Source organism: Gilliamella sp. N-G2, from assembly GCF_002142215.1.
Lineage (GTDB): Bacteria > Pseudomonadota > Gammaproteobacteria > Enterobacterales > Orbaceae > Gilliamella.
In genome coordinates, this window is record NZ_NAST01000003.1 from 109562 (window position 1) to 131572 (window position 22011).

Here is a 22011-nt window from a genome sequence, read left to right on the forward strand (position 1 = left end):
TAAAGTTTATTAAAAAGTAAACTGATAAATCATTTTTTTATTAGATCATCAATTATTACTGTGTATTATTTCCCAACTCAGGCCAAATTTAGCTAAGTATTTTTTTAAACGATCAGCATCGTTACTGCGCTGTTTTTTGCTTCTTGAAACAGCAAATAGTGCTCGGCCTGCTTCAGATAAGGAGGCGCTGTTTTGGCATATTTCTAATACTTTTTCTAACTGGCAGCGATCAAATTCATCAATTTCAGTTGGAATTAAATCGTTATAGCTTTTGGTTGGTTGTTGCCAATTTTGCTGTAAACGACCGATTTCTTGCTCAACTTGTTGTAATGTAATATTGGCTTGTGGTGCTAATGTCGCCATACGGGTAATCGAACTATTGAGTTCACGAAAATTACCTTGCCATTTTACTTGAGGAGAAGTGGCAAATTTCAGATAGGCATTACGAGATTGTTGATTAAATCGTGGCATAATGCCATATTCTTTGGCATAACGGGCTAGCTCAAAATCTATATTGGGTTCGATATCTTCCTTTCTTTCCGCCAATCCTGGTAATTGATAACTCCAAAGATTAATTCTTGCAAAAAGATCTTCACGAAACTCTCCTTGTGCTATAGCCTGTTTGAGATCTTTATTAGTACCAGCAATTAATTGGAAATTGCTTTGAATCGGTTTGTCACTGCCATACGGATAAAATTGTTTTTCTTCTATCGCTTTCAATAGCATTGCTTGTTCATCAAGACCTAATTCACCAATTTCATCTAAAAACAATAAGCCACCATCGGCACTTTTAAGTAATCCGGTGCGCGCAATATTGGCACCAGTAAAAGCACCTTTAACGTGACCAAACAAGGTTGACATGGCGCCATCACCGCGTAATGTTGCACAGTTGATCTCAACAAATTGCCCTTGAATTTGATGATTATTGTGTTTGAGTAAATAAATCTGTTTAGCTAAAAATGATTTACCCGCACCAGTTGGCCCAGACAATAAAATCGGCGCATGTGATCGACTAGCTACTTGTTCTATTTCGGCTATTAGCTGATTAAATCGCTGATTACGGGTTGCAATACCCGATTTTAAAAGATCGGTGGCCTGAGATGCATAGTGTTGGAAACGAGTCAGGATCTTATCATATCGATGTAGATTCAAATCAATCTGATTCATTGTGCCACGAGGAGTCATTGCCAATATGTCATCGTCATTTAACTCATGATTGCTAGCGCTAATATCTTTTGGTTGTGGCGGTGACATTTGGAGCAATTTGGCCGGAAAGTAACGTGATTCAGTCAATAAAAACCAGCAAATCTGTGCAACGTGTGTCCCAGTAGTAATGTGAACATAATATTCTTCTTTATCAGGCTCAAAGGTATATTTTTCGGCAATATCAAATAAGCAAGTATAAACTTGCTCAAAATCCCATGGATCGGCTATGTCTATGACTATTGGTCTAACTTCAGTCTGTGGTGATAACAGTTTAATATCATTAATGATTTCACAAAGAAGATGATAATCATCTTGATAATAAAGTAATTCTAAACGAGAAATAGGTTTATCGGCATGATGACATAAAGCAATGGTTGGTCGCCAATGCTTCCATCGTCGTTTACCTTTGCCTCGTTGATCAAGGACATTTCCGAGAAAACCAAACACCACATTCTTTTTCATAAACTTATCTATTTTTATAAATTAATATCTAAAATTATAAAAAATACCATTAAAAAAAACTATGTAAATTTTAATCAATAATAAAGAAAAAATTTATTTCATTTAAAAACATGTAATTAAAAAATAATTTTAGTTTTTTTTATTAATTGGCACGCTTTTCGCAATATTAATTATACCTAAGCAAACATATTCAGATATGTTGAGATGGTTTAAATTAAATAATTAAGTCACTTTGTGGTGATAAAAGATACCAGCACTAAAGCGTTCATAGCGCAATGTACCAATAGAATTTTGGTCATAAACGAACGGTTAAACGGTAACATTCTTTAGTGCAATCTAACCAATATAAAGATATTACCACTGGCGGAGTGCATTTTGCCTAGATTTAAAAGGAAGATAAAAATGATTCAATATGAAGTAATAAAAACTGAAAATTCAAGACCAGTAAAAATGTGGACTAAAGGTGTACCAGTCGAGCAAGAAGCCAAAGAACAATTACTAAAAACAGCACAATTGCCATTTATATTTAAACACATTGCAGTAATGCCTGATGTCCATGTGGGTAAAGGATCAACAATCGGGAGCGTTATTCCTACTCTAGGCGCTGTTATTCCAGCAGCCGTTGGGGTGGATATTGGTTGTGGAATGATGGCTGTACAAACGTCACTAACTGCGTCTGATTTACCTGATGACCTAGCGCCTTTACGTTTAGCTATTGAAAAAAACGTGCCACATGGTTCAACGCCTAAAAATATGGGTCAAGATCAGGGAAGTTGGCAAGATGCACCAGCAATTGTAGATCAATATTGGCAACAACTTTTACCAGGATTTGAGAAATTAACCGAAAAATATCCGTGTTTTTTAAAAACAAATAATTACTGTCATTTAGGGACACTAGGAGCGGGTAATCACTTTATCGAAGTTTGTTTAGATGAAAATCAACAAATCTGGATTATGTTACATAGTGGTTCGCGTGGGGTCGGTAATGCTATCGGTGAATTTTTTATTAAATTAGCCAAAAAGGATATGGAGACTTATTTTATTGATAAATATTTACCAAATAATGATTTAGCTTACTTTGTTGAAGGTACTGAACATTTTGATGATTATCTTATGGCAGTAAATTGGGCGCAAGAGTTTGCTCGTTTAAATCGTGAAATTATGATGCATAACACAATTATGGCTATTAGAAATACATTAAATATTGAGTTCACTAGTTATATACAATCCGTAAATTGTCATCATAACTATGTGCAAAAAGAGCATCATTTTGGGCAAAATGTGTTTGTGACACGTAAAGGAGCAGTATCTGCCCGTAAAGGGGAATTAGGGATTATTCCTGGATCGATGGGTGCGAAAAGCTATATTGTTCGCGGATTAGGGAATGAAGAAAGTTTTTGCTCTTGTTCTCATGGTGCAGGACGAGTGATGAGCCGATCTGCAGCCAAAAGAATGTTCACTATTCAAGATCAAATGAAAGCCACTGCACACGTTGAATGTCGAAAAGATGCTGATGTGATTGATGAAATCCCAATGGCATATAAAGATATTGATGCTGTAATGACGGCACAAAATGAATTAGTTGAGATTGTTCATCAACTACGACAAGTGGTCTGTGTGAAAGGATAAATGATATCGAGGATAACTTCCTCGATAATGATGATGATGATGATGATGGTAATAATATGATAACTAATGATTACTTATAGCATTTTGATATAAACAATTAATCATTCACGATAACGATAAGATATTTTAAGGATAAACAATGACAACGAATTTAAACACAACAACTGAGCAACCATTCCCAATAGTATGGGATAACAATAGAATCAGTATTTATCAGTTTTTACTCCCTTATCAAAATGCTGATAAATTACCAGAGATAGCGGAAACGCTCCCTGATGAATCTTTGGATAATAACGAATTCAAATGGGCAGATGGAGCAATGGATGGTGTTATCAATCATCACGGTGCATCGACAGAACAAAATTGTGCAGAAAATATGCTAATGTTGCTTCAACAAATAACAATACAACCTAATCAGTCAGATATTGAGCAACTGTATAATTTAGTCACCACTGAACGAACATTAAGCTTTATTGATGATTTAGCTGAAGCAATACCGAACATTGATGTTGATTTTGATAAATTATATGAGTTTATCTATTGGTTAGCCATTAATAGCCCTGATCGTGAAATCATTAAATTTAGTATTGCTATATTGGGTTCTTTTACCACCGAACAAACCGAACTATTTATGTTATTCGGTATGCATAATGAGTTTAGCTTATATTCTGCTATTGCATTAGAAAATACATTATCATCTGAAAATGATATTGAAAATACCTTAATGAAACTAGCTCAAAAAGTTGATGGTTGGGGACGTATTCAAATCGTCGAACGGTTAACCAACTATCCATTATCATCAGCAAGCAAAGATTGGTTGTTAAGAGCTGGTTATCAAAATAGCATTATGAATGAATATCTTGCTTATACCTGCGCAGTAGCTGGTGAATTAGATAAGGTGTTAGAGCAAGAGAGTATTGATAATGAATTAATTAGCTCAATCGGTGAAATTCTAGAAGCATTAATTAACGGTGGGCCTGCTGAGGATATATATTGTTATGATGTTGCTGCTCAAGTTTGTGCCAATTATTTAACTCATCTACTTAAACAACCAAACTTAGTCGATCTGAATATATTACGAGCGGTCAAATTAATACATAATTTTGTTGCTGAGGAGGTAGATGAAAATACGCCTAACTGGCACGAACAAATAAAAGATGAAATAATCGAAAAAGCTAATCAGTTTATTCAACAAGATAAATGGTTAGAATTGATTGAAGAAAACCTAACGGCTAACAATGAGAATCAATTTTCGCTAGCAGCAGAACTTTATTCTCAATATGGTTTTGATGCATGGCCTGCACGATTTGAATATCAGAAAAAATATAATGGTGATCAGTGGAATGATTTGATGCAAAGTGATTCAATATCAAGAATCCAACAAGTTATTCAATTAGCTAATCAACAATATGATTTTGCTAAACTCGCAACCGGACCTACATTGGATGATGGATTCGGCGAAGATGATGCACATTATATATTATTACTGATATTACAAGAACTTGATCGTTTTCCTGAGGTTGGTGAAGATTTATTATTAATCGCTTTAAAAAGCCCGCTAATGCGACATCGAACTATGGCATTAAATGCTATAAAAGCTTGGGATCGGTCATTATGGTCAGACAATATCAAAACAGCAATACAAGAATTGGCAATCATTGAACCTGATGACGAGATTAAAGAAGATTTAGCCGCATTAATAGCTGAAATGAATGATTAAAAATTTTATTCAATTGATGGTTATTATAAAAATTAATAAGGATGTTATTGAAAATGCAAAACCGTATACAAGAAAAACTTATTGAATTAGAACAACAATATAGCATCAATATCATTTTTGCCTGTGAGTCTGGTAGCCGAGCATGGGGATTTCCCTCACCAAATAGTGATTATGATGTTCGTTTTATTTATATTCATCCAATTGATAAATATTTATCAATTGATAATCCTGCTTCTCATCTGACTTTTCCAATCGACGATGAGTTGGATTTACATGGGTGGGATTTGAAAAAAACGTTACAGTTAATTCGCAAATCCAATACTACGCCATTTGAGTGGTTGCAGTCACCAATTATTTATAAGCAAAATGCTGCAATTGCTGAGCCATTATGGCAATTATGCGCAGAATTTTTTAATGCTCGCGGTAATATTTTTCACTATTTAGGTATAGCGAAAAGTGCTTGGCAAAGTAGTGAAGAGCAACAAATTGGTGTCAAAAAGTTATTTTATGTGTTAAGACTACTATTATGTGCTAAATGGTGTTTGGAAAAACAGCAAATCGCGCCGATGGCAATAGCACCATTATTGGCGCTATTGCCCGAAAATTTACGTAACAAAATCAATAAGATTATTGAGCAAAAAGCAACCATGGCTGAATCACAACTTATCGCTATCGATCCTGAAATATTACTATTTATTGAACAATCAATGAATGATATCTTGCAACAGGTTGCACCAATAACAGAACGGCATTTTAAACCAGCTAAATTAGATCAATTTTTCATAAAAACATTGATGGATTTGCAATAGGGAAAAGAATATCAAATGACAATTGATGATTTAAAAAGGCAAAATTTAATCTTATTTGAGGTTATCAGTGGTAGCCGTGCTTTTGGATTAGCCACTGAAACATCGGATACTGATATCAAAGGGGTATTTTATCTACCAAAAGAAAAATTTTATGGACTTGAATACATTCCGCAAATTAGTAATGCCTCAAATGATATTGTCTATTATGAATTAGGCCGGTTTGTTGAATTACTGCTTAAAAATAACCCTAATATTTTAGAAGTGTTAGCTTCCAGCTCAGAATGTATTTTATATCAACATCCGATTATGCAGCAGTTGACCCTTGATCTTTTTTTATCTAAACAAACCGAACAAACATTTGCTCACTATGCAATATCGAAAATAAAAAAAGCTAAAGGATTGAATAAAAAAATCAATAACCCAGTGGAAGTTAAACGAAAAACAGTACTGGATTTTTGTTATATTATTCAAGGGCAACATACTTATCCAATGACCAACTGGTTAACAAAAAATGGTTTACAGCAACAGTGTTGTGGTTTAGTTAATATACCTCATGGTAAGGATTTATATGCCCTTTTCTATGACGAGTTAGGTAGTTGTGGTTATCATGGCATTATTCAGCATGAAGATTCAACGGAACTCTGTTTATCTTCGGTGAAAATCGACACCCCTGTGATGGCTTATTTGAGTTTTAATCGTGATGGCTTCTCATCGCATTGCAGTGGCTATAAAGCGTATTGGCAATGGGTCGCCAATCGTAATCAACAACGTTATAAAAATAATATTGAAAATGGCAATGACTTTGATGCTAAAAACATGATGCATACCATTCGGTTATTGCAAGTTGCCTACGAAATCATGACAAAAGGAACCATTACCAATAAACGACCTAATCGCGACGAACTGTTAGCCATTAAGCAAGGTAAATTAAGCTATGATGAGATTATGCAACTTGCTGAGTCGTTATTAGCAAAAATTGAAACCGCATCATTGTCATCGCGATTACCTGACCAACCTAATCGCCAAAAAGCATTAGCAGTTTTACTAACTATGCGTAATCACTTATATCAATCATAATGATTAATAAAAAGCGCTCATTTTAATAACGGCGCTTTTTTACATTCAATTTTACTAAAGCTTATTATTTATCATCACCAGCCAATAAATATAATGCTTCGTATGGTCTTAATTGAATTTCAGAGTCAAATGCGGTTGCTTGCTGATAATTACTCAATAATATTTGCCAATTAGTACCTTGTAAGGTTTTTGGTAACTGCCAGTTAACCGGTTTTTCGGTTAGATTGGTTATCACTAATAGTTGTTGGTTATTATAACGGCGCAAGTAACACCAATAATCAGCAATATTGGCGGTTAAATCTTGATAATCACCAAAAATAAAGATTGGATACTCTTTGCGTAACTTAATTAATGTTTGATAGCAGTAAAAGATCGAATTCTGATCAGCCAATGCAGCTTTGACATTAATTTGAGGGTAATTATTTGCCACCTCAATCCATGGTTTTCCCGTTGTAAAACCAGCATTTAAGCTATCATCCCATTGCATAGGCGTACGACTGTTATCACGTGATTTACTCGCTAAAATTGCTAAAATTTCCGCTTCATTCATCCCTTCAGCTATTTTTTCTTGGTAGATATTTAAACTTTCGACATCACGATATTGGTTAATACTATTAAAGTGCGGATTGGTCATGCCGATCTCTTCACCTTGATAGAGATATGGCGTACCTTGTAATCCATATAGTAACATAGCAAGCATTTTCGCTGATTCACGGTGATATTGGCCTTCATTACCTAAGCGTGACACAATTCGCGGTTGGTCATGATTACACCAAAAAATGGCATTCCATGCTTTAGCATGCATCCCAGTTTGCCAATCACCAATAATATTCTTCAACTCAAGCAAATCTGGTTTAGCTAATGCCCATTTATAGCCATTTGGATAATCAACTTTTAAATGATGAAAGTTAAAAGTCATAGTGAGCTCTTTTCCGTCTAACGAGGCATATTGCAAACAGTTAGCTAATGAGGTCGAAGACATTTCACCAACGGTTTTGAGATCATTAGGTTGGAAGGCATCGCGACTCATCTCTTGTAAAAACTCGTGGATTTTGGGGCCATCAGTATAAAAACGTCGACCATCACCATTGTTGTCATCAGCAAAATCCTGTTGTTTGGAGACTAAATTAATCACATCCAGTCTTAATGCATCAACGCCTTTATCTGCCCAAAATTGACATACTTTCTTAATTTCGTTGCGAACTTGTGGATTTTCCCAATTAAGATCAGCTTGCTCTTTGGCAAATAGGTGTAAGTAATATTGCCCAGATTGTTCATGCCATTGCCATGCTTTACCACCAAACTTGGAGCGCCAATTATTGGGCTCGCTACCGTCCGCCTTAGCATCTTTCCAGATATAAAATGAGCGGTACGGGCTGGCTTTATCTAAAGCTGATTTAAACCATGGATGCTCGGTCGAGGTGTGATTGAACACCATATCCATCATAATGCGGATGCCACGCTCATGCGCCTGTTTAATCAGTAATTCAAAATCATCCATTGAGCCATAGGCTGGGTCGATATCGTAATAGTCGGCAACATCATAGCCATTATCAATTTGCGGTGATGGATAAATTGGCGTTAACCAAATGGCACTAATACCAAGCTTTTTTAGATAATCTAATCGGCTGATAATACCTAACAAATCACCGGTTGCCTGATCTTGACTGGCTTGAAAACTTTTAGGATAGATTTGATAAATGGTACCGTTTTGCCACCATGGAATAGCTATTTTATTCATCGCTTGCTCTTTATTTTTAATCAGTAGATTCAAATTCACCAGCAGTCAAAACCGTGGTGAATCCCCTATTTATAACCGTTATCGGATATTTAACGTGCCCTTTTTCTGTTTTATTTTGTAAACAATGACAGTTAATACGATTGGTACTACAATCGCTACCAACATTGCTAAGGCATAAATTGACCAGAAGACTGGTTTTATCGATAGGATACCGGGTAATCCGCCCACGCCGATACCATTGGATAACACCCCATATAAACCACAGATTAATCCAGCACAAGCGGCACCAATCATGGCGCAAAACATCGGGAATTTATAGCGTAAATTGATACCATACATCGCTGGCTCTGTCACACCGAGATAACCAGATATTGCCGCAGGAATGGATACTTCTCGTTCATTATGTTTTTTACTTATTAAGATGATACCAACCACCGCTGATGCTTGGGCGATATTGGATAAGGCAATAATTGGCCAAATAGGTGTGCCGCCCATACTTTCGGTCATCTGCATATCGATAGCTAATGTGGTGTGATGAATACCAGTAATAACCAAAGGTGCATAGAAGAAGCCAAAAATAGCAGAGCCAATAAAGGCATAATCACCAGTCATTAAATACTTAACCACATAAGCGATACCATCGCCAAGCATGCGTCCAATAGGCCCCAAAACAAAGTGAGCTAAGACGACTGATACCATTAAGGCAACGATTGGCACAATCACTAGATTTAAGTAATCAGGAATAATTTTACGAAGGCGTGTTTCAATCCATCCTAAAGCTAAACCAGCAAAAATTGACGGTATAACTTGTGCTTGATAACCCACTTTAGCAATGGTAAACCAACCAAAATCCCATACCTTGGGAATGGCCTTACCCAAATCATAAGCATTCATCAGTTGTGGTGAAACTAATGTGATGCCTAATACAATGCCCAAAACGGGTGATCCGCCCATTTTTTTCACCGTAGACCAGCAAATAGCTACTGGTAAGAAGTGAAAGATAGCTTCACACGGTAACCATAGGAAATCGTTAATTGGTATCAGCCAACTAAAAGTGTGTATTAGCGGTTTATTATCAATGGTTGGCATTTCACCAATCACATTACGTAAGCCAAGTAGTAAACCACCCGCAATGAGTGCGGGTAATAATGGCACGAAGATTTCCGCTAAATTAGAGATTAACCGTTCAAACCATGACATATTTTGTTTAGCTGCGGCTTTGGTTTGTTCTTTGGTTGCTTCATCAATATTTAACTGTTCAGTGAGTAATTTGTAATAACGGTCAACATCCGTGCCAATAATAACTTGGAATTGCCCGGCGTTATTAAAGCAACCTTTGACAAAAGGTAATTCTTCAATAGCGTCAACATTGGCTATTTTCGGATCAGCAAGCGCAAATCTTAATCTGGTTAAACAATGGGTGACACTGGCAATATTTTCTTTTCCGCCAACCAGCTCAATTAGTTGCATAATTGATGCGGTTGAAACTTTAGGTGCTTTCGCCATTGTTAAGTCTCCTTATTTTCAATTTAAGCCAATATTTTAGTTTTTAGTTAAATGATTTCGATCCTAATTTGATAGAGATTAAGCATAAATGGAATTACTATTTAAATAAATGGGAACGTTCCCTTTTTGTGATAAACCTCACAAATTTCAAATAATCACAGCTAAATGTTATACACAGTGAGTTATTTCAATAGTTGGGATGGAACAGTAATAATTTTAGCGTTTACTTGTTTTTCTAACATCAGTAATAGCTCGTTTGCCGCATAAATGCCAGCTTTATCAAAACCAAGATCAACCGTTATCGTTTGAGAAAATAAAAAATTTAGTAATTCACTACTACCGATACTAATAACAACAATATTATTAATATTTTTTTCCGATAAAAATTTATTTAAGCCTAAAGCAATCGAATCAGTAGCACAAACTATCGCTGTTGGTGAATGAACTAACACCGATTCGGCAAGCTCATAACCAGAATAATAACTTAAATTACCAAGTACGGCGTTGGGTTGAATTTTATAGGTAGTACAAAAATCAATATAGGCCTGATAACGTAAACCACCGGTAGTTTGATCTTGCTTATCAACGCCAATAAAACCTATTTTTTTATGTTTTTCTGATTGATATAAGTAAGTTAGTGCTTTGTTTACTGCACCAATATCATCATAACAAATACAAGAATAAGCCGGAAATGGCCTAGCAATCACCACACATTTATGTTGCCAAACCGTTAACAATGAACTGTCTAATCCCGTAAAAGCAAACACAATAATACCATCAGCTTGTTTTTCTCTTAACATCGTCAGATGTTCGGCGACTTTTACGGCACTAAATTGACTCTCGATAATTATAGGATCATAGCCATTAGCATAAAAAATCGGCAACATACTTTGCACTGCATGATTTTCAGATATTGAATCAAGGCGTGTGACAATAATACCGATAACCTTATTACCATAACCGCGCATTGCTCTTGCTGATTTAGAAGGAGTGAATTGATATTGTTCAACAATTGCCATCACTTTATTTCGAGTTGATTCCTTCACCATAGGATCATGATTAATCACTCGTGAAACCGTCGATTTACTGACGCCACTTAATTTAGCTATATCTTTAATGGTTAAATTAGTTGATGATTTACTCATAATCAATTTGTTGAATGAATATCAATTAAATCATAGTAATATAGATTAAAGAAAATAGCGATATTGACGCTTATTATACGGTGGCAAAACAACTTAATTTGTTATTGGAAAATAATATTAATGTATTGTTTTAATTTGTTTTTATTATAATCATCAGCATATATTGCTAATAATAGATTTATTGTTATCGACTGCGAAATCTTGATAGCAAAGTCAATCATTCTCATGACTGTCATCATTTAAAAATTTAAATTAACTCAATAAGTGATTTTTAATCATTACGTTGATTGCATTGAATTTATCAACCAGAGCATTAGCTCTTTATTGTGTTTAACAAATCCTACGCAGGCATGGTATTGGCGATTACTATAAATAGACCACATCGAAGACTGAACAAAACCCCTATCCAAAGACGATAATTATTGTTCATAATAAAAATCTAATGCCAGAGCTAAACCCAGATGAATTTTATTTTGATTGGGAAGAATGTGATAGCTAAGCGCCAAGCATACTTATTAAAAAAGGGCAGAATAGCCCCTTTTCTGAGTAAGCTTAAACCCTACTCGTTTTAGTGCTATATTTTGATTTGTAGATACTCCCCCAATCTAACATAGCATCGTGTACTTGTTTTAAACTTTCTCCGACTTCAGTTAAGGTATATTCCACTTTAGGTGGCACTTGTGGGTATACTTTACGGGTGATTAGGCCATTTTTTTCCATAGTGCGTAGATGAGAAGTAAGCACTTTTTGTGATATACCATTTAGTGATTTTTTCAGTTCACCAAAACGTTTGGTACCTGTCAGTAAATCTCGCACAATTAGGACTTTCCATTTGTCACCCATTAATAATAGGGTAGTTTCAACAGGACATGGCGGTAAATTTTCAATTGCCTGCATAATAAAATTCCTTTAATTTCAACAATAGTATCTAAATAGTAACTATATTACTACTTGGTACCTACTTTACAATAGAAACTTTGGATATTAAGCTAAAAAAATTAATTTATCTAAGTCGTAATAAGGAGAACAAGATGAAAATTGCAGTAATTGGTGCAAATGGTAAATCAGGACAACTATTGGTTAAAGAAGCATTATCACGAGGACATGATGTCACAGCTATCGTACGTAAACCAAGTTCAAATAGCGACGCAAAAGTATTAGTTAAAGATCTATTTCAATTAACTTATGACGATTTAAAACCATTTGATGTGATTATTGATGCATTTGGTACTTGGACACCTGAATCACTACCATTACATCAAACAAGCCTAAAACATTTAACCGATATTTTAAGCGGTAAACCTAACCGTTTATTAGTTGTTGGTGGTGCTGGCAGTTTATACGTCAACCCAGAGCATACCGTTCGTCTAGTTGATTCACCAGATTTCCCTGATGAATTTAAACCATTAGCCAACAATATGGCGAAAGCTTTAGATCAACTAAGAACCTGTGATGATGTGCAATGGACTTATTTAAGCCCAGCAATTGAGTTTATTGCTGATGGTGCAAGAACTGGTCATTATATTGTTGGTGGTGAGCAATTCTTAGTTAACAGCCAAGGTAAAAGTCAAATCAGCTACGCTGACTATGCGGTCGCTATGATTGATGAAGCAGAAAAAGCCCAACATATCAAACAACGTTTTACTGTTGTCGCTGAATAATATATATCGATAAATAACTTTACATTAAGATAACCTATATACAAACGGTTATTTTAATGTAAGGAAAATTATTTAAACTTTCCACTCGACCAGCCACATTTTCTCACTCACGCTAACAAACCAAAATAGTGCAAAAACACCAACCCTTGGTATATAAATGGATCATTTTAGTGCACTAACAATTAAAAAAATTAAATTAGACCAGTTATCGGTTAACTGTTCGATTATTGGCATGTTTATTGCATAAATAAAAGATTATTATGAATAATTTGATAATACCAATAATACTGATAATATGAATTATTATGTGTTTAATTTGTTATCACTTTACTTGGGAAAACGCTTATGCAGTACGATCTAATCATTAAAAATGGTATTGTTATTCTCGAATCAGGCGAGACCAATACCGACATTGCAATAAAAAATGGCAAAATTGCTGCTATTGGCCCTAATTTGGAGCAAGCAGAGCAAATTATCGATGCTCAAGGTTTAATTGTCAGCCCGGGAATGGTTGATATTCATGTTCATATTAGCGAACCTGGCGGTGTCCGCCATGAATGGGAAGGTTATGTTACTGGAACAAAAGCATGTGCAAAAGGTGGAGTGACAACTTTTGTCGAAATGCCACTAAATCAACTTCCTGCCACCACCAGCGGTGAAACATTGCGAACCAAATATGCCGCTGGCGAAGGTAAATTATATGTTGATGTTGCTTCATATGGTGGATTAGTTCCCTATAATCTAACCAATAATGGTATAGAAGAACAAGTTCAAGAAGGTGTTGCTGCGTTTAAATGCTTTATGGCAACCTGTGGTGATCCAAATCTTGACGGTGATTTCGCTAATGTTAATGATTATGCATTATGGGAAGGGATGCGCCAAATAGCCAAAACCGGTAAAGTTTTAGCTATTCATGCCGAAAATGCAGCAATTACAGATATTTTGGGACAACAAGCCAAAGCACGAGGGGAAAGCAAATTATCACAATACGTAGCAACTCGTCCGGCATTCACTGAAGTAGAAGCTATTCGCCGAGCTATCTTTTTTGCCAAACAAACCGGTTGTCCAATTCATATTTGCCATGTAGCTTGTCCAGAAGGGGTTGAAGAAGTAATAAAAGCACGTCAAGAAGGCGTTAATGTTACTTGTGAAACCTGTATTCATTATCTCTATTTCACTACAGATCAATTAGATGCAATTGGCCCAATTGCAAAATGTTCTCCGCCAATTCGTGACCAACAAGCACAAGAAGGTTTGTGGAAATATCTCTTTGCCGGCCACATTATCACTGCCGTATCTGACCATTCACCATGTACCTATGATTTAAAAGACAAAGCCAATGCGTTTGATGCATGGGGAGGAATTTCAGGTGTGCAAAATAATGTCGATATTTTGTTTGATGAAGCTGTTCAAAAACGTGGTATGTCATTAAAACAGTTTGCCGATATCATCGCTAAAAATCCAGCCGAAAGATATAACTTACCCACCAAGGGATCAATTCAAATTGGTAAAGACGCAGATATTATCTTTATAAAACCTCATTCAGACTATGTTTTAACTGCACAAGATCTCGAATATCGTAATAAATTTAGCCCTTATGTGGGTAGGCAAATTGGTGCTCAAGTTGTGCAGACCATATTACGGGGAAAAACCATTTATCAGATTGATTCTGGTATTGATGCAACGCCGAGAGGTAGTTTTATTCGACGTTAATCATAAAATTAAAACTATAAAAAATAAAATATGTAGGAAAGGAAAATAATGAAGAATAACACAGCACAGTCACCGACGACACCATTGCAGATTGATAGTTCGTTATTACCCAAATCTAGCAAAGATAGAACAATGAATCCTTTGGCTTATGCCTTTATGTGGATTGGTGATGGTATGAATTTAGGTAATATGACCTTAGGTGCTAGCTTAGTAGTAGCTGGTGTGGCCACCATGAATATTTTCCAAACGTTTGCCGCAACGTTTATCGCAATATTAATCATTACCTCAATTTTTGTCTTTAATGACCGTCTAGGATATCGATCAGGTATTCCTTATGTCGTGCAATTGCGAATGTCATTTGGTATAAAAGGCGCGATTATTTCTTCATTGCTCCGCGGTATTCCTGCTATTGTTTGGTATGGTTTTCAAAGTTGGATCGGTGCCACGGCACTCAATGAAATTGTAAAAATATTTTCTAATGGTGATTTTGATAATGTATTTATCTGTTTCCTTATTTTACAATTTTTCCAAATATCCTTATCGCTATATGGATTCCATGCCATAAAATGGGTCGAAACCCTAATTTCAGTGGTGATTCTGTGTGCATTAGTTTATGTCTTTATTCTATTACTCAACAATCACCAAGATATTATTATCGATAAATGGGTGAATGCCGAAGGAACTTGGGGACTACCATTTTGTGGCTTTATTATGATGTTCTTGGGTAATTATGCAGCAATTTTTCTTAGTGCGGCTGATTATTCACGAGAACTAAAATCAGGTTTTAGCAATCGCAAACGTGGCCTACTCTATTTCCTACCAATTTTTGTCGCTTATGGCTTTATTATTACTATTGGTGTAATGTTAGCATCAGTCACCGGTAACTCGAACCCTGTTAAAGCGTTCGCCATTGTAGTAAATAATCCATATATTACCATTGTAGTCTCATCCTTTATTGTATTAGGTACCATTGCCGTAAATATTGTTGCTAACATCATCCCACCTGCTTACGTAATTACTTTATTAACTAAAGCGAAATATAAAGTGGCGGTAACTATTACGGGTTTATTAGCTATTGCTTCTTTCCCATGGGTGTTAGTTCAAGATACGTCAGCTAAAGGATTAGGTTTATTTATCTTAATTTATTCGGCATTTTTAGGGCCAATTGTGGCAATTTTATTGGTGGAATATTATCTATTACGTCGACAAAAAATTGATGTAAACACGCTATATGATAATAACGGTCAATTTGCTGGTTTTAACCCTGCAGCGATTCTAGCAATGCTGATTGGCTCAGCAGCTGCATTTTATGAAGTTAGCTTAACATGGATTGTCGGTTTTGTTGTTGGTGGAATTAGTTATATTTTATTAACCAAATTTACCTTTAAAGATTCGCCGTTCAAAAAAGGAACTATTTTTGAAAAGAAATAGCTCAATTAAGTGACCATCAAAATTAGATAGTAAATTAAATGTTATCATCATGATTCACTACCAATTTGACAGGTCACCTTGATTTCACGATTATCGCTAATTTCTAAATTTGATAATACCGCTAATTGTGGAAAGTTAGGTCTTAAAAATTGCGCCAGCATAGCCCGCAAAGTATGATTAACTAATAAAACTGGCGGTGCACCAATTGCATCTTGCTGATTAAGGGCTTGCTGAAGCTGTTGGAGTATATGTTCCGCCAAACCTGGCTCAACATTACTGGTATTTTGTAGCGCTTGCAGTAATATTCGCTCTAAACTGATACTTAATCCAATCACTTTTACCGGCTCTGTTCCCGGAAACCACTGCTGAGTAATCACTCTACCCAATGCGATTCTAACAATACTAAGTAAATGGTAAACATCATTTTGGTTAGGTGCTTGTTCACAAATTGTCTCAATAATCGTGCGCATATCTCGAATAGAGACTTTTTCGGCCAACAAGTTTTGTAAAATTTTATGAAACGTGGTTAATGGTACGACACCAGGAATAAAATCCTCGACTAATTTAGGAATATCTTGTTTGATGCGCTCCAGTAATTCTTGCGTTTCTAAACGTCCTAATAGATCACTGGCAAATTGATGCAATAAATGATTAAAGTGCGTTGCAATCATAGTACTGGTATCAACCACGGTATAACCTAATATTTGGGCAGTTTCTTTATTATTGGCATCTATCCAAACCGCAGGTAAACCAAATGCTGGTTCAGTTGTTGCAATACCATCAATTTTTTCGGTCACTGTGCCAGGATTAATCGCTAACCACTTGTTATTCATAATTTCACCTTGACCTATTTCACCACCCTTTATAAAAATTTTATATTGATAAGGTGATAATGAGAGATTATCGCGAATATGTACTTGCGGTGGTAAAAAACCTAATGTTTGGGCAAACTTTTTGCGTAAACTGCGAATTCGGCCTAATAATTCACCATTTTGGTTTTGATCAACCATAGGGATTAAACCATATCCTACTTCCATCGCTAAAATATCTTCAATATTGACATCAGACCATGAAGCTTCAACATTTGTCGGTTTAGTTGCTGCTACATTTTGTTGCGGAGTAGAGACTGACTTTTCAAGTTTCTTTTGTTTACTTAACCACCACGAAATTAGTGATAAAATAGCCGTAAACATTAAAAATACTAAATTTGGCATACCCGGAATAAGGCCAAGTAACCCAATTACAACCGCAGTTAAAATTAATACTTGTGGATTATTAAATAACTGCTTTAACATTTGGTCACTGATGTTTTCTTGTGAAGTGACCCGCGTCACAATAACACCTGCAGCAGTGGAAATAATTAGGGAAGGAATTTGCGCAACTAATCCATCACCAATAGTTAATAGCACATAGGTTGTACTGGCATCGGATAATGTCATACCATGCTGAATCACCCCAACTAATAAGCCACTAACAATGGTAATCGCCATAATCAATAAACCAGCGATAGCATCACCACGCACAAATTTACTTGCCCCGTCCATAGAGCCATAAAAATCAGCTTCTTGAGTAACTTCTGCACGCCGAGCTTTAGCTTCATCCTCACCGATTAATCCAGCATTAAGATCGGCATCAATAGCCATTTGCTTACCCGGCATACCATCTAATGCGAAACGAGCACCTACTTCAGCTATCCTACCAGCGCCTTTAGTGATTACCATAAAGTTAATAATAACTAAAATAATAAACACAACAATACCAATGGCAAAATTACCACCAACTAAAAAGTGCCCAAAAGCTTCAATTACTCGACCAGCCGCATCACTACCTGTATGGCCTTTTAGTAACACCACTCTAGTTGAGGCAACATTAAGAGATAAGCGCAATAAAGTTGCAAACAATAAAACGGTGGGAAAAGCGGCAAAATCGAGAACTCGCTTAGTAAACAGTGCCACAATCAAAATGATAATGGATAAGGCAATATTAAAAGTAAAAAAGAGATCTAAAATAAATGCTGGTAAAGGTAATACCATCATCGAAAGAATCAATAGAATCAGCATTGGTCCAGTTAAAATTCGATAATGACCATTTTTTAAGGTATTTATTGATAATAGATTAGTTAATTTTGATTTCATCATAACAATTGCAATTACCTTTATTTATTCACATATAAAGATTCTGGGATTGATAAATTGGTTGGTTTGAGTGGTTTTTCACCACCATATCTATGCCATCTTTTTAATTGATAAACCCAAGCGAGAATTTGTGCTACCGCAGCATAGAGCTCTGCTGGTATTGATTTACCTATCTCACCATGGCGATATAATGCTCGAGCTAAAGGAGGAGCTTCTAATTGTGGGATCTGATGCTCTTGAGCAATTTGTTTGATTTTGCTCGCTATATTATCGGTACCTTTAGCCAATATCTTGGGAGCGCTCATGGTTTTTTCATCATATTGCAGAGCAACCGCATAATGGGTTGGGTTAGTAACAATAACATTAGCTTTTGGGACATCTTTCATCATCCTACGCCTTGCCATTGCCTGCTGCATTTGTCGAATACGCCCTTTAATTTGCGGATTACCTTCTTGCTCTTTAAACTCATCTTTCACTTCTTGCTTCGACATTTTTAACTTTTTCAAATTGCTCCATATTTGGTAAAAAATATCAAAACCTACCATTGGTATTAAGGCTAATACAATCAATAAACTAGCATAAATCAGCAATTGCATTACCTGAGATAACGCATTATTTAAATACATACTGGGTAGTGCCAGCATATTAGGAAATTGATGTATCAAAAATAGGGCAGCAGCAAAAGCGATTAAAACCACTTTAAGAATACTTTTAAACAGTTCTGAAAAAATTCGCAGACTAAATAACCGTTTAAATCCACTAATAGGATTCAATTTGCCTAAATTAGGTTTAATCGATTGTAGGCTAAACAGCAAACCACCAACACTAAGCGGAGCAATGATAGCGACAATAACTAATCCCACAAAAATAGGTAAAATTGCCCAAAATCCAGCGGTTAATAAATTAATTAAATTGAAAATAATCTGTTTATCATCATCGGTTCGGTGGGCAACTAACATGGCTTGTTGAATAATTGTTTTTAATTTGCTAACAAAATGTGTTCCCATTATCCAAAACAACATAATGCCAACTAATAATATAATTAGCGATGTTAACTCACGAGATCGAGGAATTTGCCCCTTTTCCTTAGCCTTTTTTAATTTACTATCGGTGGGTTGTTCACTTTTCTCTAGATCACTATCATCAGCCATATATCAGTTAAACCAATTTTACTGTCTAATTACACTTTACTTTGATAGCACAGTATGAACGCAACTCATTAAAGTTATTGGCTTAATAAGACCCTAAATTACTGGTTATTTAGCTCGTTTAGCTTTAAATAGCATTAAAATGATTAAACTTTAGCACGTTTAGATGAAATAGTTTCAGGCTGTTGATAACCGTGATAAGTGTAAACCGCGGGGTTATTAATACTTTTCAAATAATCAATCGATTGTTGTGTCATATTCATACGATTTTGAATAAGTATACCGTTATCCCGATTGATTTGAGCTAATCGTTGAGTGGTATTAGTGATGGCTTGCCATTTCAACGCTAGCTCTGGGTTTTCACTATAAGGTGATTGGATATTATAGCGCGCACTTACTTTTAGCCGTTTTTCATCAAGTAACTTTAACTCAATAAGTAATTGGTTTTTTTGATTTATAACGTCATTTAATTGGCTAATTGTATTAGTCCCAATTAGGATTTGCTGTTCAGACTCTAGAATATCTGAAAGTGATTGCAACATGACTGTTACATTATTAAAAATGTTATCTAACTCTAACATTATGATATTCCTTCAAAAATTAATTAGCTTTCAATCTCTTCAAGAGTTTGCTTAATAATTTCGTCTGCAATTTTATTTGGATTGATGACTAAGTTACCATTAGTAATGGCCTGTTTTATTTTCTCAATTTTACTAATATCAATATCATTTTCTGTCGAATGTAATAATGCGATAGTGTTTTGGCTTAATTTGACATTGCTATTCAAATTTAAGCTATTTGACGTTTGCACAGATGCTTTAGTTTCTTTATTTTGTCCATTTATTAAATCACGATTCAGCAATCCCGATACTGCTGTAACCAATTTTGTTGCATCTATACTCATAAAATTCCTTTAATTCAAGTCAAGGTTTATAGGGTTGGTTTAGTCTAATTATCGGCAAAAATCAAAAAATCATTAATTTTATTTATTAATAATAATGATAGCTTTTTCACTAACAACACCTTCAACAACATTACCCGTATTAAGTTTAATATTGATCGATTCTCCCAATGCCCCATTACTTAATGTCTTGCCATGCGTTGCAATTGAGTAACCTTCGCCATTAATAATGACCTTTACGGTTTGACCGACTTTAACATACCAGTTTTTCTGCAGCATTGAATTTTTTATTACTTCACCATCATTAATATTACGTAAAGCAAGATGATTGATAACTTCAGATTGATTTAAAATTACTGTTGCTGGTAATTTATCTAGCTGACCAGACTGCATTTTTACCAGTTGTTCAGTAATTAATGTTCCTGCACTAATTGCTTGTTTAGCAATAACATAATGGCCACTCACAGCGACGTATATCTGGATATATTTAGTGATATTTTCACATTTGGCGGTAATCGTTAAATTGCCCCATTGTTTATTTTTGTTCAATATCGCCAATGTTGGTGAGTCACAACTTAATTGTGGTTTTGCAGTTGGATAATTAATGACAACTTTATCAACATTCACATCAATAAGTTGTTGATGGATCAGATCACTAATTTGTTTTTCAAGTGCAGTGGCACAAACTATTTTTGAACAACCTAACATACAAAAAAGAAACAACAATCTAATAATCTGAGGCATATTTGTCGGGGTTCATATAATTATTGATAACTAAATTGTACTTTATAAGCTCACCTATCGAATGTTGAAATAAGGGCAATTTTTATCGTTATTTATACGATGATTTTTTTTTGATTTGCTTAAAATTCTTTTTATCTATCAGGATGAGATGATTTTATGCTAAATAAATTAGATACTTTCGTTAATTTTCACCAACAAGCACTCAATATTCGTGAAAAACGTCAAAATATACTTGCAACCAATATTGCTAATAGTGATACGCCTAATTACCAAGCGAGGGACATTGATTTTAATATTGAATTAAATAGAGCCATCAATAATCAATCGACCCACAATAATATAAAACTAAATATTACTTCTGCAAAACATATTCAAATAACTAGCGCTGATTTCACTAATTATAATCTTCTTTATCGTATTCCTTATCAATCATCTGCTGATGGCAACACTGTTGAGATGGAGCAAGAACGAACTGCTTTTATGGATAACAGTATCCACTATCAAAGTAATTTAACCTTTTTAGGTGAACAGTTTAAAAATGTCATTTCGGTATTACAGCAAGGATAATCATCATGAGCTTCTCTATTTTTTCGGTTTCTGGTTCAGCCTTAATGGCACAAACACAACGAATGAATGTCAGTGCCAGTAATTTAGCTAATGCGGATAGTGTTACCAGTACTTCTGGTCAAGCTTATCGAGCTAAACAAGTTATCTTTCAAGTCGATGACAATGGTTATTCCAATAGCGTTGCTGGAGTAAAAGTAGCACAAGTTATTGAAGATCCTGCGCCAATGAATTTAGTTTATGAACCTAATCATCCTTTGGCTGACGAACAAGGCTACATTCAAAAACCTAACGTTGATGTAGTAGCAGAGATGGTTAATACCATTTCTGCATCTCGTAGCTACCAAGCAAATGTAGAAGTGATTAACACCGCAAAAAGTTTAATGCTAAAAACACTGACTCTAGGACAATAAAAGGGC

19 protein-coding genes are annotated in these 22011 nt (G+C 35.2%); 9 read left to right on the plus strand and 10 right to left on the minus strand.

Annotation, left to right across the window (positions count from 1 at the left end):
- Positions 1-48: 48 nt before the first annotated feature.
- Positions 49-1668, minus strand: coding sequence for an RNA repair transcriptional activator RtcR (gene rtcR / locus B6C99_RS02560; protein ID WP_086358386.1), 1620 nt, complete (start codon positions 1666-1668; stop codon positions 49-51).
- Between the two features lie 396 nt (positions 1669-2064).
- On the opposite strand from rtcR, the gene B6C99_RS02565 reads away from it, so the two are divergent.
- The 4 genes from B6C99_RS02565 (at position 2065) to B6C99_RS02580 (ending at position 6903) form a co-directional block, all read left to right on the plus strand.
- Positions 2065-3297, plus strand: coding sequence for an RtcB family protein (locus B6C99_RS02565; RefSeq protein WP_371265807.1), 1233 nt, complete (start codon positions 2065-2067; stop codon positions 3295-3297).
- 139 nt (positions 3298-3436) lie between these two features.
- A complete protein-coding gene (locus B6C99_RS02570) occupies positions 3437-5017 on the plus strand; it encodes a hypothetical protein (RefSeq protein ID WP_086358388.1) in 1581 nt (526 codons plus the stop codon).
- Between the two features lie 53 nt (positions 5018-5070).
- Positions 5071-5826: a nucleotidyltransferase domain-containing protein gene (locus tag B6C99_RS02575; protein WP_086358389.1), complete on the plus strand. Its 756-nt coding sequence runs from the start codon at positions 5071-5073 to the stop codon at positions 5824-5826.
- A gap of 15 nt (positions 5827-5841) precedes the next feature.
- Positions 5842-6903: a DNA polymerase beta superfamily protein gene (locus B6C99_RS02580; RefSeq protein ID WP_086358390.1), complete on the plus strand. Its 1062-nt coding sequence runs from the start codon at positions 5842-5844 to the stop codon at positions 6901-6903.
- Positions 6904-6967: 64 nt separating this feature from the next.
- Here the strand turns inward: B6C99_RS02580 and treC are convergent, their stop codons facing one another.
- From treC to B6C99_RS02600, 4 genes are all read right to left on the minus strand, one after another.
- Positions 6968-8644: an alpha,alpha-phosphotrehalase gene (gene treC, locus B6C99_RS02585; RefSeq protein ID WP_086358391.1), complete on the minus strand. Its 1677-nt coding sequence runs from the start codon at positions 8642-8644 to the stop codon at positions 6968-6970.
- Between the two features lie 78 nt (positions 8645-8722).
- Positions 8723-10150, minus strand: coding sequence for a PTS trehalose transporter subunit IIBC (treB, locus tag B6C99_RS02590; RefSeq protein WP_086358392.1), 1428 nt, complete (start codon positions 10148-10150; stop codon positions 8723-8725).
- A gap of 182 nt (positions 10151-10332) precedes the next feature.
- Complete coding sequence (gene treR / locus B6C99_RS02595; protein ID WP_086358393.1) at positions 10333-11295, minus strand: trehalose operon repressor TreR; 963 nt, start codon at positions 11293-11295, stop codon at positions 10333-10335.
- A gap of 552 nt (positions 11296-11847) precedes the next feature.
- Positions 11848-12192 carry a helix-turn-helix domain-containing protein gene (locus B6C99_RS02600; protein ID WP_086358394.1) on the minus strand — a complete coding sequence of 115 codons (345 nt, stop codon included), beginning with the start codon at positions 12190-12192 and terminating at the stop codon, positions 11848-11850.
- Positions 12193-12326: 134 nt separating this feature from the next.
- Between B6C99_RS02600 and B6C99_RS02605 the strand changes: the two genes are divergently transcribed.
- The 3 genes from B6C99_RS02605 (at position 12327) to B6C99_RS02615 (ending at position 16100) form a co-directional block, all read left to right on the plus strand.
- Positions 12327-12956, plus strand: coding sequence for an NAD(P)-dependent oxidoreductase (locus tag B6C99_RS02605; protein WP_086358395.1), 630 nt, complete (start codon positions 12327-12329; stop codon positions 12954-12956).
- A gap of 345 nt (positions 12957-13301) precedes the next feature.
- Complete coding sequence (gene allB / locus B6C99_RS02610) at positions 13302-14669, plus strand: allantoinase AllB (RefSeq protein WP_086358396.1); 1368 nt, start codon at positions 13302-13304, stop codon at positions 14667-14669.
- 48 nt (positions 14670-14717) lie between these two features.
- Entirely contained in the window at positions 14718-16100 is a 1383-nt protein-coding gene (locus tag B6C99_RS02615) for an NCS1 family transporter (RefSeq protein WP_086358397.1), read from the plus strand.
- A gap of 47 nt (positions 16101-16147) precedes the next feature.
- Here B6C99_RS02615 and flhA read toward each other — a convergent pair whose 3' ends face one another.
- The 5 genes from flhA to flgA all read right to left on the minus strand — a co-directional run bounded on the left by flhA (position 16148) and on the right by flgA (position 21028).
- On the minus strand, positions 16148-18235 hold the full coding sequence (flhA, locus tag B6C99_RS02620; RefSeq protein ID WP_086358432.1) for a flagellar biosynthesis protein FlhA: 2088 nt from the start codon (positions 18233-18235) through the stop codon (positions 16148-16150).
- A 20-nt stretch (positions 18236-18255) separates the two neighbouring features.
- Positions 18256-19386, minus strand: a complete 1131-nt coding sequence (gene flhB / locus B6C99_RS02625; RefSeq protein ID WP_086358398.1) for a flagellar biosynthesis protein FlhB — start codon at positions 19384-19386, stop codon at positions 18256-18258.
- A gap of 143 nt (positions 19387-19529) precedes the next feature.
- On the minus strand, positions 19530-19964 hold the full coding sequence (locus B6C99_RS02630; RefSeq protein ID WP_086358399.1) for a flagella synthesis protein FlgN: 435 nt from the start codon (positions 19962-19964) through the stop codon (positions 19530-19532).
- Positions 19965-19987: 23 nt separating this feature from the next.
- The gene (flgM, locus tag B6C99_RS02635) at positions 19988-20287 is read right to left on the minus strand and encodes a flagellar biosynthesis anti-sigma factor FlgM (protein WP_065579058.1); all 300 of its coding nucleotides are present in this window, start codon (positions 20285-20287) and stop codon (positions 19988-19990) included.
- 78 nt (positions 20288-20365) lie between these two features.
- Entirely contained in the window at positions 20366-21028 is a 663-nt protein-coding gene (gene flgA / locus B6C99_RS02640; RefSeq protein WP_086358400.1) for a flagellar basal body P-ring formation chaperone FlgA, read from the minus strand.
- A 156-nt stretch (positions 21029-21184) separates the two neighbouring features.
- Between flgA and flgB the strand changes: the two genes are divergently transcribed.
- Both flgB and flgC read left to right on the plus strand, forming a co-directional pair.
- Complete coding sequence (flgB, locus tag B6C99_RS02645; RefSeq protein WP_086358401.1) at positions 21185-21595, plus strand: flagellar basal body rod protein FlgB; 411 nt, start codon at positions 21185-21187, stop codon at positions 21593-21595.
- A 2-nt stretch (positions 21596-21597) separates the two neighbouring features.
- Complete coding sequence (flgC, locus tag B6C99_RS02650; protein WP_086353945.1) at positions 21598-22005, plus strand: flagellar basal body rod protein FlgC; 408 nt, start codon at positions 21598-21600, stop codon at positions 22003-22005.
- The last annotated feature ends 6 nt before the right edge of the window (positions 22006-22011 follow it).